The sequence below is a fragment of the Crassaminicella thermophila genome (genome assembly GCF_008152325.1).
GTDB lineage: Bacteria > Bacillota > Clostridia > Peptostreptococcales > Thermotaleaceae > Crassaminicella_A > Crassaminicella_A thermophila.
Window position 1 is genome coordinate 2481678 of record NZ_CP042243.1, and the last position, 16591, is coordinate 2498268.

The window sequence follows — 16591 nt, forward strand, 5'->3', positions numbered from 1 at the left end:
TCCCTTTTTCCATTGTTTCCAATAGCACATGCGAATTCGCCTTCTTGTTGGAAGTTGGAAGTTGGGACGGTTAATTCATTAAGATCACATTCAATTTAATCAACAAAAAACAAATCCCCATCATTATCTTTGCTAAAAATAACGGGGATTTGTTTTAATTCTAAATTTTTACATCACAAAAAAAAGCCTAACGACCTTATTTTAGGCACTCTTTATAAAATCATCTATTATGCTACTATATTTTTCAGTATTTAATATTATATCAATTCCTATAGAAGATAGCTTTGATACCCTTGATTGGGTTAAATTACCTATTACACTACAAATTTGTTTTTGGGTATAATTGCAAAAACATCTCATAAAAAATACGCACAAGGCTCTTATCTCTATGCAGCTTTTATCATACTTAATACGCGCTTTCCTCTTATCACACTGAATATACTCTGCTACAAAGTTTATGACTTTTTCAGGGGTATAGTCCCTTACTAATATTTTTCTTTCACTTCTATATTCACAGTTTTTCTTTTCAAATTCTACGTCTAATTCTTCATTTATAGTATCTGATTTATATACTAAGGACAAATAACTTTTAATATTTTTTCTATTCCCTAAATTTAAAATGTCCTCTAAAAAAGATTTATCTAATATTTCAAATTCATTAGTGCCCTTTACATATTCCTTCAGACTTGAAAATCTATAATTTATCAAATTATTTCTATATCCTGGTATGTCCTTTGGATTATTATGAATATATGCTGATAATACAATTAAATATTTATCATCATTTACTATTCTGCTTTTAAAACGATCTTGAAAAACATGCCCATGCCTTTTATATTTTCTATTATAATATTGGGCATATGAAAAATTGATAGAATGCATGATTCTTGAAATATCTCCACCATTAACATCAATAATAAGATGTCCATGATTATCCATAAGGCAATATGCATAAACCTTAAATTGAAACTTTAATATGTACTTTTTTATTAAAGAAAAATATTTTAATTTATCTTCATCATCATTGAATAAATTTATTTCACTGATACTTCTTATCATTATATGAAAAATACTGTCTTCTGTTTTGACTCTTGCACATCTTGGCATAAAAACTACTCCTTTTTATTTTTTCCACTGTCCACTTCAAGGGGAGCATATCAATCTAGGAGTAGTTTTTGTATTTTTTTCGATTTTATTCAGCAATTCAAATAATCATTAACTGTCCCTAAAATTTACTAAAATTTAAAATTAATATAATCAATAATATCTGCTGCAAAGCTTATGATTTCTACTGGAAACATATTAAACACTAATAAAAACACAATAAGAAGCGATAACCTTCTCATATTAGTTCCCCTCTCTAAAAAAAATATATATATAAGTGGATGGCTAATACTGCCAATCCACTTTTTTCACTACAACTGTTTCATAATAGTCTTTCTGTTCTCCAGTTGTCTCATTTTTAATTGTAATTTTTAAGTCAATATTCATTCCTTCCTTTATATTAAATTCACTATTATCATTTGGTTCTGTACGATGTACTTTCCTTAAAGCCCAAAAAGCATATTTGCTTACATCTTTCCAATAAGTTCTATCCTGCTTAATCCAATGCCCATCGCCATAAAAATCTCTACCCCAAATAGTATTTAACTCATTGTAATTTGTACATACAAATCTTGCTTTATATACATCTCTCGAAGCTTTATATGCTTCTTTATTTGCAATATATATAGAAAAATAATTGGAACCATATCCTGTTTCTTCATATCGGATTTCAAACTCTGGCTCTATAAATCTTCCTTTTTCTTCAACCTTCTCTTCCTGTTTTTCTTGCTCTTCTATAGTTTTCTGTTCTGACGACTCTGTCTTATCTTCTTCTACTGTTTTATTTTCTTTATTTTCCATAATATTAAGCATTTGAGAAATCATTGTAGATGCTTCTGCTCTTGTAGCATTTCCATCTCTGAATGTATTATCAGGATATCCGTTTATAATTCCTAGTTTATTTGCTTTCTTTATATAGCCCTTTAATTCACTTGGTATGTTGCTATCATCACTAAATTGGGTATCCCATACCAATTTATTCTCTTTTAGTGCTCTAACTACAATACGTGCCATTTCTCCTCTTTCAATAGGTTCATTATATTCATCTGTTTTAAATTCACCTTCTAGAATAATTCCTTCTGTCATTGCTGCATCTAATATACCCTGATACCATATATCTGTCTTAGGAATAGAAATATTTTTCCCTTTTAATGCTAATGCAGTAAATTCTAAAACTGTTATATCATTATCAGGCTTAAAAGTTCCATCTGGATAACCAGCAATTATATTTCTGTTTGTTAGATCGGTAATAAATTTCCTTGCCCAATGATTGTCAATATCACTGAATTTTATATCTGCAAATACACTAAATGTCATACATCCTACTACACTAACAGTAATAATCATATTTTTTACTAATTTTCTCATAAAAACTACCTCCTTAACAAAATATTGTAAAAATAAAATCATCATAAAGAATGTAACAGAGATTATCAAAAAATGTCAATGCTAATTTTAAAAAAATATTTTAGTTTTCATAAATTAGCAGAATCTCCACCACTTTTATCTACCGTACTAAAAGTGGTGGATTATCATTGTAAATCTACTTTTTTATAATCGTATTAATTTTGAATTCTACATACTTATTTTTGAAATGTATATTTAGTTGACAAATTAAACATACTATAAAAAAATAATCATAGCACTTACTACAATTAGTACTATTTTCATTTGTTCACCCCCTTGATAAATTTGATAAGTAGAGGTAATATATAAGTATAGAAATGATGAGGGTGTTTCAGCAGAAGTTTAATGTGCCGAATTAATGATCATTGACTAAATATAATTTTTGTGGAAGAAAATTATATTTAGTCTACATTTTTTTTTGTTGCTAATTTTCAGTTCTATGTGTATCATATATTCTACATTTGGTAGTATGTATAGTCTAAAACGAAAGTTGGAAAGTTGGGACGGTTAATTCATTAGGATCACATTCAATTTAATCAACAAAAAACAAATCCCCGTCATTATCTTTGCTAAAAATAACGGGGATTTGTTTTAATTCTAAATTTTTACATCACAAAAAAGCCTAACGACTTTATTTTAGGCACTCTTTATAAAATCATCTATTATGCTACTATATTTTTCAGTATTTAATATTATATCAATTCCTATAGAAGATAGCTTTGATACTCTTGATTGGGTTAAATTACCTATTACACTACAAATTTGTTTTTGGGTATAATTGCAAAAACATCTCATAAAAAATACGCACAAGGCCCTTATCTCTATGCAGCTTTTATCGTACTTAATACGCGCTTTCCTCTTATCACACTGAATATAATCTGCTATAAATTTTATGACTTTTTCAGGGGTATAATCCCTTGCTAATATTTTTCTTTCACTTCTATATTCACAGTTTTTCTTTTCAAATTCTACGTCTAATTCTTCATTTATAGTATCTGATTTATATACTAAGGACAAATAAGTTTTCATATTTTTTCTATTCGCTAAATTTAAAATATCCTCTAAAAAAGATTTATCTAATATTTCAAATTCATTAGTGCCCTTTACATATTCCTTCAGACTTGAAAATCTATAATTTATCAAATTATTTCTATATCCTGGTATGTCCTTTGGATTATTATGAATATATGCTGATAATACAATTAAATATTTATCATCATTTACTATTCTGCTTTTAAAACGATCTTGAAAAACATGCCCATGCCTTTTATATTTTCTATTATAATATTGGGCATATGAAAAATTGATAGAATGCATGATTCTTGAAATATCTCCACCATTAACATCAATAATAAGATGTCCATGATTATCCATAAGGCAATATGCATAAACCTTAAATTGAAACTTTAATATATACTTTTTTATTAAAGCAAAATATTTTAATTTATCTTCATCATCATTGAATAAATTTATTTCACTGATACTTCTTATCATTATATGAAAAATACTGCCTTCTGTTTTGACTCTTGCACATCTTGGCATAAAAACTACTCCTTTTTTGATATGCTCCCCTTGAAGTGGACAGTTAAAATAAAAAAACTGTTTATTGAAGGAGGAGCATTTTCTTATGGGCAGAAAAGGTAAAATAGATTACGAACTAAAAATTAAAGCAGTTGAAGAATATTTAAATAATGTAGGATCACAAACATCAATTGCATCTAAATATGGTGTAACTAGAAACTCATTTAGACAATGGATTGTAAACTATCAATCAATGGGTAAAGAAGCATTAATGAATAAGTCTCATAATAATTTCTATTCAAAAGAATTTAAAATTACTGTTATTAAAAGCATATCTTGAGGGTGACAGTTCGATATATGACATTGCAAAAAATTTAAGATTCCCTCACATACAACTGTTCTTAAGTGGATTATAAAGTATAATGGTCATGAAGAGTTAAAAATCATCAGGAATAGGAGAAGATAAAAGTCATGGCCAACGGACGTAAAACTAATTTTAATGAAAGAATAGAAATTGTTAAACACTGCATTGAACATCAGAACAGCTATAGTAAAACTGCAGATAAATATAAAGTATCATATCATCAAGTCTATTCATGGACTAAAAAATATGAGGAATCTGGTGTTGAGGCATTAAAAGATAAACGTGGCAAACAGAAAAATGCAAATGAATTGTCAGAGATTGAAAAGCTTAGAGCACTAAACAAACTTCTGGAAGCTCAAAATAAAAGGCAACAAATGGAGATTAATTTTTTAAAAAAGTTAGAAGAAATAGAAAGGAGGCGATTTTAAGCCAAGTAAGAAATGAAACCTACTATTTAGCAATTAAAGAATTACATGATATACAGTTATATCCAATTTTTACACTATGTGAAATAGCTGGTGTTCAAAGGTCATCTTATTATAAATGGTTGAATCGTAAAGAGAGTAAAAATGAGAACTTTAACAAAAAACTTATACCTTTAATTCAAGAAGCCTATGAAGAACGAGATGGTATTCTTGGCTATCGCCAAATGACAATTAAACTAAACAGAGAGAACAATTTTAGAGTAAATCATAAGAGAATTTATCGCTTAATGACTATTTTAGGCCTAAAGTCGGTATGTCGAAAGAAGAAGAAAAAATATATTAAGTCAACTCCTGAAGTTATAGCGGAAAACATTTTAAATAGAAACTTTAAAGCAGATAAGTTTGGTCAGAAGTGGGTTACAGATGTTACGGAATTTAAATATGGCAATAATCAAAAAGCATACTTAAGTGCAATAATTGATCTATCGGATAAAAGCGTAGTTTCTTTTGTGATTGGTAAATCTAATAACAATCCTTTAGTATTTAAAACATTTGATCTTGCACATGAGAATTATCCAGATGAAAAGCCTATTTTTCATAGTGATCGTGGATTTCAGTATACATCAAAAATATTTCGAAAGAAGTTGGATAAATCAGAAATGATTCAGAGCATGTCCCGAGTTGGACGATGTATTGACAACGGACCAATGGAAGCATTCTGGGGTATGCTGAAATCAGAGATGTACTATTTAAGAAAATTCTATACTTATGAAGAATTAGAAACAGCAGTAACTAATTACATTGAATACTACAATAATCACAGATATCAAAAACGTCTTGGTTGTATGACACCTTTAGAATACAGACAATACCTATGTAATGTTGCATAAAAATCACGCTAACCGTAAAGTACGATTAGCGCAATTCCTTTTTATTTTTTCCACTGTCTACTTGACAGGGGCATATTCAATCTAGGAGTAGTTTTTGTATTTTTTTCGATTTTATTCAGCAATTCAAATAATAATTAACTGTCCCTAAAAAACTAAAAAACTAAAACCTAAAAAAAACCTAAAAACTAAAACCACTAAAATCTAAAACCTTAGGGACAGAGGAAACAGTATAGTCTATAGTAAACATTAACTTTTGTCTCCATACACCATTCTCTTTAACAGGTTTTATTTTAACATCTTCCCTACCACCATCTGCATATACAGTTAAAGGTACTGCTAGTGGAAATAGCAATACCCATATCATTATTAAAGATACTAATCTTTTCTTCATTAATACCAACTACTTTATTTCTCTTGGTTGACTAATAAATTTTATACCACAGTAAAGTGAATCTGTATGTTTCCAGTTATTCTGTTGTGGATTTAAAAGTGGTTCATACCAAAGTATTTCTACATCCTGTTCATACCATTTACCTACTTCTACTCCACTAGGTAAATTCTTGCCACTTAGGTATCTAAACTGCATAATTCCCCTTACCGCTGTATCTCCTCTTTCATTTATGTATACTAACTTATCCTCTGTAAAAAATCTTGCCTCTTGTATAATCTCATTTTTAACTCTATCTTGAATTATTTTATCTAAATATTCGTCTGTAAATAAAATTTCATCTTCATCTTTATAACTCCATTTTCCTGCCATATAATATTTACACTTGTCTTTAAAATCAGAGTAGTCTTTATAGTTAAATCCATAATAAATAGGTATGAAATCCTTAGATTGTTTTATATACATTCCTGACATTTCATCAACCATTTTATTTAATTCTTTAATATCCGTAGAATCACTAAATATTGACTTTGCCTTCATATCATATAGTCTTTGTGGCATTTTAGTAATTGGTACAGGATCTGTTACTACAGGCTTTTCTTCTATAGGTGGTTTTGGTTCGTTTGGTTTAAGAGTGCCATTTTTTATGTCTCTCATTTTTTGAATTACTACTGTTGATTCTGCTCTTGTTGCATTACCATAAGGCTTAAATGTATTGTCTGGGTATCCTCCAATGATACCTAACTCTACTGCTTTTTTAACATATCCCTTTAAGTGTGAAGGTATTTGACTATCATCTGCAAAATTAGTTTTCCCTGTGCTTGGTATCTCCCCTAAAGCACGAATAATCATTCTTGTCATTTCCCCTCTGTTTATATATCTATCATAGTTATTAAATTCACTTTTCTTTATAATTCCATGATTAATCGCAGTATTTACTACTCCTTGATACCAAACACCTTCTGCTTTTTCAATTTCAATATTATTTGCTTTAAGTACCAATACAGTAAACTCTGATACTTTTATGTTTGCATCTGGTCTAAATGTTCCATCTGGATAACCACTAACAACTCCATCCTTTACTAATTGTGCAATAAAGTTCTTCGCCCAATGTGTTGCTATGTCCGTAAAGGCTTTTATAATATCAGCTATAGACATTACTGCAAAATTCGTTACCTTTTTAATAGTATCTGCTCCATTTTCTACAGTTTTTACTGCTATATCCTTTGCTACATTTGTTCCTTTTTCAACTACATTAGTAATTGTATCAGTAAGTGGATTTGCAAAGCTTGTAATAGGCATACACATAATCATTATTACTAATAAAAGACTTATATATTTTTTCATTGTTTTTACCTCCATTTATTTAATTTCGATTTGTAAACTTAAATGAAAATTGAGGACCCCAAACCCTCTGTGGTACAATGTTTTTGCAAGAAAACAATTACCTCCCAGAAAGGATGAGATCCTCATGCAAAAAATTATACCAGTAGTTAGACAAATACAAAATTATCCTAAGTACCATGTATGTGACAAGGCTACTTTTCTTCACCACGACTATGATTACTATTCTAATTATCGCTGTTGTGATAAAAAATGTAATCACTCTATGTTTGTATCTAAACCTACATGCACCTTACCTGCTTCTATGTCTAAGCTTAAGGGTAAAATAGATTTTAAATCTTTAGAGCTTATACCTTTTTTTAGGTTTTCATTTGTCACCACATAGAGATTCCTCACAAGCCTTTAGTCTATAAAAGCTTAGGAACTTGTAAATGTCGCTACAGTGCATACAATGTTCCTGTAAAGGCTTCTCTAGGTCAGAATGTCAAACAGAAAGCTTTAAAGATGATATCCCAAATAATCTAATCCTTACATCATCAATTTAAAGCTTGGTATAAAACTAAGCAAGGTTTTAATTTCGCTTAGTTGTATTTCAAAAGGTCGTTCTGTAAATTGTAATAAGGCGTACATAAATACGTTCATTTTACCCTTGAAACATTCTCAGACAAGCTTTTACTATTTTAAGAGCAAAATCTGAAGCAATTGTATAAATCATTGTGCTATTTTTTCATATTTAGTTTACAGAGTCGAAATTTTAATAGCCAAATTCCAATTTTGTTTTTAAATTATATTTTAGTAAATACTTTTCGTCTGGTAACACCGTTACTGGTACTAACCTAATTTTTTGTATTATTCAAATATAATAATAGGAACTCCAATTTTTGAATATAAAACACTAAATACTATAATAGCAATACTTGTTTCTAATAATAAAATAATTATTCTATTTTTTATTAATCTATCATTATTCTGTATATTAGGGATAATTACGCTAACTATAAAAACAATACTTAACAAAAGCTTATATTCTGTACTGTTGCACGTATTATAATAACTATGTACAACCCAATACATAATTCCAACTGTTATCTGCTGTATAATAAAATACATAAATTTAAAAACATTTTTCAATTTATAATCCATATAAACCAACCCTTTAATTGATATTAGGTATGTTTCAGATTACCATACCCTCATATAATAAAAATTCATCTCAACTATTAACATAGAGCCAACAAAAATAAATATCCATCAACTAAATGATGGATACAAAAATAAAAATTTATAATTGAAAATCTTTAGCAAAGAAAACTTAACGAAAAGTTTTAGAAAAATCCATAGGCTTAGCATGAACGCTAAGCCAACAACCTATAAGACAGGATGTCTTAATTAGGTGCTTTAGGATTTTTAGAAATTATGAAGCTTAGAAATTTTTTCTTAAAAATTAAAGAACCACTTTTGATAAAATATCTTTTTCTACTTTTTCAACATTTGCTTCGAGAACTTCTACTTCTTTTGTTACTTTCTCTACAAATGCTTCATCCTTAATAGAACCTAAATTTATTTTAACGTTATATAATGCAGAAAGAACTGCTGTTCTTGCCATCATAGCTGCTACAGCTCCATCTGTAACTGCATTTTGATTTCCTTTTACTACAACCTTTTCAATAACTTCCATAATCTTAAATGCATCTTTCGCTACTTCAAGAGGAACTAATGCTGCTTTTTTTGTAGCTTCTTGAATTGCTGCTTTTCTTTTTTCCTTTTCTTCTTCTGTTTCTTTTGGTAGCTTAAAGGCTGCCATTACTTCGTTAAATGCATCTGAATCTCTATCTATATCATCTACAAACTTATTTCTAAATTCTAATGCAGCTTTTGCAACTTCTTTCATTTCTTCTTCTACTTCTACATATTTCTTTTTCCCAATTGTTAAAGCTGCAACCATTTCTGTTAATGCTGCTGAAATGGCTCCCCCTAGTGCTGCTATACTTCCACCACCAGGAACCGGGTCACTAGAAGCTGTTTTATCTAAAAAAGCTTTTAAATTCATATCTACTAACATAATCTTTCCCCCTATTATTCTTTATCAAATACCAATATTCCATCTTTTACAACTTTTTCGACTGTACTTACCCCAATATGATAAGGGATAAAATGATATGATGGAAACTCTAAAATAACAATATCTCCTTTTTTCCCTACATCAATACTACCAATTTGATCTGCTCGCCCTACAGCCGCAGCACCATTAATTGTAAGGGCTGTAATCGCCTCTTCTATTGTCATATTCATATATAAAGTAGCAAGTGCAAACACCAAAGGAATTGATTCTGTAAAGCAGCTTCCTGGGTTTAAGTCTGTAGCCAATGCAACTGCACAATTTTTATCAATCATATATCTCGCACGAGCAAATTCTTCTTTCAAACTAAATGCAGTACATGGTAAAATCGTTGAAACAACTCCTTTTTCTGCCATATCTTCAATTCCTTTATCGGATGCTTGAAGCAAATGATCTGCTGATACACATCCAACCTCTGCTGCTAATTCAGCACCACCTAATTGTACTATTTCATCTGCATGGATTTTAAGTTTCATTCCCATTTCCTTAGCTTTGCTTAAAAGCCTTCTTGACTGCTGAATAGAAAACACATTTTGTTCACAAAATATATCACAAAACTCCGCTAAATTTCTCTCAACTATTTCCGGAAGATGCTTTTCTATGATTTCATCAATAAATTCATCTTCTCTTCCTTTGTACTCTTTTGGTACTGCATGAGCTCCTAAATATGTTTTTACAATATCTAGTGGATGCATTTTATCTAACTCTTCCATAACTTCTAATTGCTTAATTTCTGTGTCTAAATCTAATCCATATCCACTTTTTCCTTCTACCGTTGTTACACCAAAAGATAACATAGAATCTAATCTTTTCTTTCCAAGTTTTATCAATTCCTCTTTAGATGCATTTCTTGTTCCTTCCACAGAATTAATAATTCCTCCGCCTCTTTTCATAATATCCATATAGCTATCTCCACGGAGTCTCCAGCCAAATTCCTCTGCACGGTATCCACCAAATACAAAGTGTGTATGAGAATCAACAAATCCTGGTAAGACTGCTTTTTCAGTTGCATCTATTACATTATATTTCGATTCATCTATATTTTTTAAAACATCATCACTCTTTCCAACAGCTTTAATTATGCCATCTTCAATTATGACCGTACCATTTTCAATAACATGCAGCTTAGACATTTCTTTTCCATGCTTTGCAGCAAATCCACTACACGTTACAACTTGTGCAGCATTTTTTATAATTATATTTTTTTTCATAATTTCACTACTCCATTAAATTTGTTTCAATTACTTTATCCATTGAAAAACCATATAGACCTAAATAATATGCTGCACTGTCAATTAACGCTTCCATTGGTACAAGTCCTATAATTTCGCTTCCAAGTACATTTACTCCATATCTTTTTGCTTCCATCTTTACAGTTTCAAATACTCTGTAAATAGAAGTTTTTGTATAATCAGTAATATTCATTGTTACTTGTGTAATTCCTCTTTCCTTTATTTCAACACCGCCAGCTTTAATGTATCTGAATCCACCACTTGAATGTCTAATAGCTCTTGCAATTTTGTTCGCGATTTCAATATTTTGTGTATCCAAGTCAATATTGTATGCTACTAGTGGCATTCTTGCTCCTACTGCTGTAACCCCTGCTGTTGGATGGATTTCTCTTTTTCCAAAGTCTGGTTCCCATTCAGATTCTTTTAGTTTTTCAGGCATTCCTTCAAATTGTCCTTTTCTAACTTTTGCAAGATTTTCTCTTTCAGGTTTGCTTGCAGCTTTTTCATATAAAAATACTGGAATATCATATTTTTCATTAATCTCTTTTGCTGTTTCCTTTGCAAGTTCTACTGCTTCTGTCATACTCATATTTTTAATCGGTATAAAAGGTACAACATCAGTTGCTCCCATTCTAGAATGTTCTCCTTGGTGCTTTGTCATATCAATTAGTTCTGTAGCAACTCCTACTGATTCAACTACTGCATTCTTTACAGCTTGTGGTTCACCCATTACAGTAACAACCACTCTATTATAATCTTTGTCTGCTTCATAGTTTAAAAGTCTAACCCCTTCTTTTCCTCTATATGGTTCAACAATTTTTTCTATTTTATCTAAATCTCTACCTTCACTATAATTTACTACACATTCTACGATTTTTTTAACATCTGCCATTTTCCTTCCTCCTCATCTATTCCTTAGTTATATATGTAATTTATAAGGTAGAAGAGAAAATGTCTCCTCTACCTATATATTTACTTCTCTAGTTTATTCCAAGCTTCCTCTACTAAACCTTTTACTAAATCTTCTTTTGGAATATATGGTAGAGTTATATGATCTCTTCCTTTCATTGTTTCATTGTATTCTACGCATGTAGAAACAGCATTTTCATTTCTTGCCCAAGCACGCCTTGCAACTCCACCCATTACATCCCAAGGCATTGAAGATCTTAGTATATTATCAACTCTTTCACTTCCATCTAGAACCATACCAAATCCACCATTGATAGATTTACCAATACCTACTCCACCACCATTGTGTAGTGCAATTAAGCTCATACCACGAGCTGCATTTCCTGCAAAAATATGTGTTGCTTGTTCTGCCATAATGTTACTTCCATCTTTTATATTTGAAGTTTCTCTAAATGGTGAATCTGTTCCACCTGTATCATGATGGTCACGACCTAACATAACAGGTCCAATTTCACCTTTTCTTACCATTTCATTAAATTTAAGAGCTATATTCATTCTTCCTAATGCATCTTGATAAAGAATTCTTGCTTGTGTTCCTACAACTAATTTATTTTTATCTGCATCTCTAATCCATACCCAGTTGTCTCTGTCTTGATATCTTCTTTCTGGATCAATAACCTCCATTGCGGCCATATCTGTTTTTAATAAATCTTCATGTTTTCCACTTAAGCATACCCATCTAAATGGTCCATATCCATAATCGAATAATTGTGGTCCTAATATATCTTCTACATAAGAAGGCCAAATAAATCCATCTTTGTCATCTCTTCCATTTTTAGAAATTTCCTTTATTCCTGAGTCATAGATAGACTTCATAAACGCATTTCCATAATCAAAGAAGTAAGTTCCTCTTTCAGTTAATTTTTTAATTGCTTCATAATGAGACTTTAATGTTTTATCAACCAATTCTTTAAACTTAGCTTTGTCAGTTGCAAGTAATTCTGTTCTTTCTTCAAATGTAATTCCTTGTGGACAATATCCTCCTGTATATACTTCATGGCAAGAAGTTTGATCAGATAATAAATCTATATGAATATCATTTTCAACTGCATATTCTAGCAAGTCTACAATATTGCCATGGAATGCAATTGCACAAGGCTCTTCTTTTTCCATATATTCTTTTGCAATCTTAAATGCTTCTTCAGGAGTATTTGCAATTTTGCTAACCCATCCTTGAGTATATCTTGTTTCAATTCTTGAATAATCAACTTCTGCAATAATCCCTACTCCATTTGCAATTTCTACTGCTTTTCCTTGAGCACCACTCATACCACCAAGCCCTGATGTTACAAATAACTTTCCTCTTAAATCACCATCATTTGGAATTCCTAGCTTTAATCTTCCTGCATTTAATATTGTACTATATGTTCCATGTACAATTCCTTGTGGTCCAATATACATCCATCCCCCAGCAGTCATTTGTCCATAGTTTGCAACGCCTAATGCTGCTGCTCTATTGAAGTTTTCTAAATCATCAAACATACCAACCATCAACCCATTTGTAATAATTACTCTTGGTGCATCTGGTTTTGAATGGAATAATCCTAGTGGATGTCCTGACATAATAACTAATGTTTGATCTTGTGTAAGTTCTTCTAAGTATTTTTTAATTAATCTATATTGCATCCAGTTTTGACATACTCTTCCTGTTTCTCCATATGTAACCAATTCATAAGGATATAATGCAATATCAAAATCTAAGTTATTGTCAATCATTACTTGAAAAGCTTTTCCCTCAATACATTTTCCTTTATATTCATCTATTGGCTTTGCTTTAATATTTCCCTCTGGGCGAAAACGATATCCATAAATTCTTCCTCTTGTTAATAATTCTTCTAAAAATTCTGGCGCTAATTGTTCATGTAATTCTTCTGGAACATAACGAAGGGCATTTTTAAGTGCAAGTTCTGTTTCCTCTTTTGTTAATGTAAATTCCCTTTTCGGTGCACGTCTAATCCCTTCAACAAATTTTGGATATTCTGGTAATACTGGATCTAATTTAATAGTCATTGCTTTAGATACATCATAATTTGAAAGCATCTATATTCCTCCTTTAGTTTATCATTTCATTTTTTAGGAAAGCCTTATTTCAGGCTTTCCTAATGTATTTTAGTTTTTTCTTAGAACAATCCTATGATTTGTCCCCTTTCATCAATATCCATTCTGTTTGCAGATGGAACCTTAGGAAGTCCAGGCATTGTCATAACATCTCCAGTCAAGCAAACAATAAATCCTGCACCAGCAGATACTTTTACTTCTCTTACTGTAATTTCAAAATCTTTTGGTGCTCCTAAAAGCTTTGGATTATCTGATAAAGAATATTGTGTTTTTGCCATACAAATTGGAAGCTTATCTAATCCTAATTCTTCAAGCTTCTTAATTTGTTTTTTCGCTGCTGCTGTAAACACAACACCTTTTCCACCATAAATTTCAGTTACAATTTTGTTTACTTTTTCTGGAATAGATTCTTCCATATCATAAAGAGGCTTGTAATTTGACTCTTCCCTTTCAACTAAACTAATAAGTTTTTGAGCCATCTCAATACCGCCTTCTCCACCTTTTGCCCATACTTCATTTAACGCAACTTCTACACCTGCTTCTTCACATTTTTTAATCAATAATTGGATTTCAGCTTCTGTATCCGTTACAAATCTATTCACAGCTACCATTACTGGTAAACCAAATTTTCTAACATTTTCAACTTGTTTTTCTAAATTTGCAAATCCTCTATCAAGAGCTTCTAAATTTTCTTCTCCTAGCTCTTTCTTGTCTACACCTCCATGCATCTTAAGGGCTCTGATTGTTGCAACAACTACTACTGCATCTGGCTTAAGCCCTCCATATCTACATTTAATATCTAAGAATTTTTCAGCTCCTAAATCTGCTCCAAAGCCTGCTTCTGTAATGAGATATTCTCCTAATTTCAATCCTAATTTTGTTGCCATAATACTATTGCAGCCATGAGCAATATTTGCAAAAGGTCCACCATGAATTAATGCTGGTGTATTTTCTAAAGTTTGCACAAGGTTAGGCTTTATAGCATCCTTAAACAACATTGCCATTGCACCATGTACCCCAAGGTCTGCTGCAGTTACTGGATCTCCATCCATGTTATATGCTACAATCATTTTTCCAAAACGCTCTTTTAAATCCATTAAATCATTTGCAAGACATAATACTGCCATAACCTCTGAAGCAACTGTAATCATAAATCCATCTTCACGTACAAATCCATTTCCTTTAGGTCCAAGCCCTACAACTACTTGCCTTAAACTACGATCATTCATATCTAATACTCTTTTCCAAACTATTTGTCTTGCATCAATTCTTAATTGATTTCCTTGATGAATATGATTGTCAATAGCTGCTGATAATAAGTTGTTTGCTGTTGTAATAGCATGCATATCTCCTGTAAAGTGAAGGTTAATATCTTCCATAGGAACTACTTGTGCATATCCACCACCTGCTGCTCCACCTTTTACTCCAAATACCGGTCCTAATGATGGCTCTCTTAATGCAATAACAGCTTTTTTCCCAATTTTGTTTAATGCTTGCCCAAGTCCAACTGATGTAGTAGATTTTCCTTCTCCTGCTGGGGTTGGATTTATTGCTGTTACTAATATAAGTTTTCCATCCTCTTTATCTTGCAATCTTTTGAATATATCTAAAGAAATTTTCGCTTTATATTTTCCGTATAATTCTAATTCATCTTCTAAAATATCCCACTCTTTTGCAAGTTCTGCAATCGGTAACATTTTCGCTTGTTGTGCGATCTCTATATCGCTCGGAACTTTTACTGACATATTTCCCACTCCTTTTATTTTTTAATTTCTTTTTCTTAACTTTATTATAAAGGCATTCCGTCTACAAAACGTCTATATAATAAAATAAATGAAAATAATATGTATTTTTTTATTTTTTACAATATAAAAACTTATATATGTACTATACCTTCTGCTACAATTTCTACTATTCCCTTTAAATTAATATATTCAACATCATTGCCATTCCATTTTGTTATTATCTTTAGCTCTCCACCCGGTTGCTTTACAACAACATCTACACTCTTTTTAAATTGATGAGAAAGTGCTACACCTAAAGCTGCAGTTCCTGATCCACATCCTCTTTCCCAAACAAGACTTTCTGTTTCCCTAACATAAACTAAAGGTTCTATATATATATCTTCTTCATTATAAAACATTATGCCAAGTGCATCATATTCTAAGTCATTTAGTTTTTCTTTTACTTTTAAAAAGAATGCTTCTTTTGACTCAATTCTTCTACTATTTACAATAAAATGAATAATTCCAGAAAAATGAACCAGTGTTCCTTCATAAATATTTTCATTATATTCTATTTTACAACTCTCTACTCCCTTATGTAATGGCATGGTAGCACTAGAAATAAATCTTGTATTATCATTAGTAGCTTCTACTTCACAATAAATTATCTCATCTGCACCAGAAACTTCTAATGGTATAATCATCTTGTCTTTCAATTTATCAATTGTACAATGATCCTTGTATGCTAAAGTAGCAGCTAATGCCCTTGTGGCATTCCCACAAAATTCACCCCCCATCATGTGAAGTCTTACACAAGCGTTATTATTCACATCAGAAGATTTTTCTATGAATCCAACTTGTTCAGCATGAATACTATTGTAATTCATAATTTTCTGTGCTACTTCAATATACTTAGATCGAGGAATTTGATCCACAACAAATACAGTCATATTTTCTGTTGGATTTGTCTTAATAAAGTTTAGTTTCATAACCCATTTCCCCCTTTTGAATACTCCCCTTTAAAATCATATCACTTTTCTGAAAAT

15 protein-coding genes and 1 pseudogene are annotated in these 16591 nt (G+C 30.8%); 4 read left to right on the forward strand and 12 right to left on the reverse strand.

The window, feature by feature from the left end; all coding sequences use genetic code 11:
* Positions 1-201: 201 nt before the first annotated feature.
* The 3 genes from FQB35_RS12510 to FQB35_RS12520 form a co-directional block, all read right to left on the reverse strand.
* Complete coding sequence (locus FQB35_RS12510) at positions 202-1107, reverse strand: transposase (protein ID WP_148810226.1); 906 nt, start codon at positions 1105-1107, stop codon at positions 202-204.
* A gap of 282 nt (positions 1108-1389) precedes the next feature.
* Positions 1390-2472 carry an S-layer homology domain-containing protein gene (locus FQB35_RS12515; RefSeq protein ID WP_168198345.1) on the reverse strand — a complete coding sequence of 361 codons (1083 nt, stop codon included), beginning with the start codon at positions 2470-2472 and terminating at the stop codon, positions 1390-1392.
* Positions 2473-3147: 675 nt separating this feature from the next.
* On the reverse strand, positions 3148-4053 hold the full coding sequence (locus FQB35_RS12520; protein ID WP_148810230.1) for a transposase: 906 nt from the start codon (positions 4051-4053) through the stop codon (positions 3148-3150).
* Between the two features lie 85 nt (positions 4054-4138).
* Between FQB35_RS12520 and FQB35_RS12525 the strand changes: the two genes are divergently transcribed.
* The 3 genes from FQB35_RS12525 (at position 4139) to FQB35_RS12535 (ending at position 5711) form a co-directional block, all read left to right on the forward strand.
* Positions 4139-4372 (forward strand): helix-turn-helix domain-containing protein, encoded by a 234-nt coding sequence (locus tag FQB35_RS12525; RefSeq protein ID WP_148810232.1) that lies wholly within the window; start codon positions 4139-4141, stop codon positions 4370-4372.
* Between the two features lie 131 nt (positions 4373-4503).
* Positions 4504-4824: a helix-turn-helix domain-containing protein gene (locus FQB35_RS12530; protein ID WP_148810234.1), complete on the forward strand. Its 321-nt coding sequence runs from the start codon at positions 4504-4506 to the stop codon at positions 4822-4824.
* Between the two features lie 50 nt (positions 4825-4874).
* Positions 4875-5711, forward strand: coding sequence for an IS3 family transposase (locus FQB35_RS12535; RefSeq protein WP_231701909.1), 837 nt, complete (start codon positions 4875-4877; stop codon positions 5709-5711).
* Positions 5712-5889: 178 nt separating this feature from the next.
* On the opposite strand, the gene FQB35_RS12540 is transcribed toward FQB35_RS12535, so the two are convergent.
* Positions 5890-6102: a hypothetical protein gene (locus FQB35_RS12540; RefSeq protein WP_148810237.1), complete on the reverse strand. Its 213-nt coding sequence runs from the start codon at positions 6100-6102 to the stop codon at positions 5890-5892.
* A gap of 9 nt (positions 6103-6111) precedes the next feature.
* The gene (locus tag FQB35_RS12545) at positions 6112-7446 is read right to left on the reverse strand and encodes an S-layer homology domain-containing protein (RefSeq protein ID WP_168198346.1); all 1335 of its coding nucleotides are present in this window, start codon (positions 7444-7446) and stop codon (positions 6112-6114) included.
* Positions 7447-7585: 139 nt separating this feature from the next.
* Between FQB35_RS12545 and FQB35_RS16670 the strand changes: the two are divergent.
* A pseudogene (locus FQB35_RS16670) lies at positions 7586-8016 on the forward strand (IS6 family transposase); the annotation flags it as partial.
* 276 nt (positions 8017-8292) lie between these two features.
* Here FQB35_RS16670 and FQB35_RS12555 read toward each other — a convergent pair.
* The 7 genes from FQB35_RS12555 to FQB35_RS12585 all read right to left on the reverse strand — a co-directional run bounded on the left by FQB35_RS12555 (position 8293) and on the right by FQB35_RS12585 (position 16534).
* Positions 8293-8586, reverse strand: a complete 294-nt coding sequence (locus FQB35_RS12555) for a hypothetical protein (protein WP_148810241.1) — start codon at positions 8584-8586, stop codon at positions 8293-8295.
* Positions 8587-8887: 301 nt separating this feature from the next.
* On the reverse strand, positions 8888-9505 hold the full coding sequence (locus tag FQB35_RS12560; protein ID WP_148810243.1) for a cyclodeaminase/cyclohydrolase family protein: 618 nt from the start codon (positions 9503-9505) through the stop codon (positions 8888-8890).
* 14 nt (positions 9506-9519) lie between these two features.
* Positions 9520-10773, reverse strand: coding sequence for an imidazolonepropionase (hutI, locus tag FQB35_RS12565; RefSeq protein ID WP_148810245.1), 1254 nt, complete (start codon positions 10771-10773; stop codon positions 9520-9522).
* Positions 10774-10780: 7 nt separating this feature from the next.
* Positions 10781-11686, reverse strand: coding sequence for a glutamate formimidoyltransferase (gene ftcD / locus FQB35_RS12570; protein ID WP_148810247.1), 906 nt, complete (start codon positions 11684-11686; stop codon positions 10781-10783).
* Between the two features lie 80 nt (positions 11687-11766).
* Positions 11767-13803 carry a urocanate hydratase gene (locus tag FQB35_RS12575; protein WP_148810248.1) on the reverse strand — a complete coding sequence of 679 codons (2037 nt, stop codon included), beginning with the start codon at positions 13801-13803 and terminating at the stop codon, positions 11767-11769.
* An 80-nt stretch (positions 13804-13883) separates the two neighbouring features.
* Positions 13884-15566: a formate--tetrahydrofolate ligase gene (locus tag FQB35_RS12580; protein ID WP_148810250.1), complete on the reverse strand. Its 1683-nt coding sequence runs from the start codon at positions 15564-15566 to the stop codon at positions 13884-13886.
* Positions 15567-15697: 131 nt separating this feature from the next.
* A complete protein-coding gene (locus FQB35_RS12585) occupies positions 15698-16534 on the reverse strand; it encodes a diaminopimelate epimerase (RefSeq protein WP_148810251.1) in 837 nt (278 codons plus the stop codon).
* Positions 16535-16591: the final 57 nt, after the last annotated feature.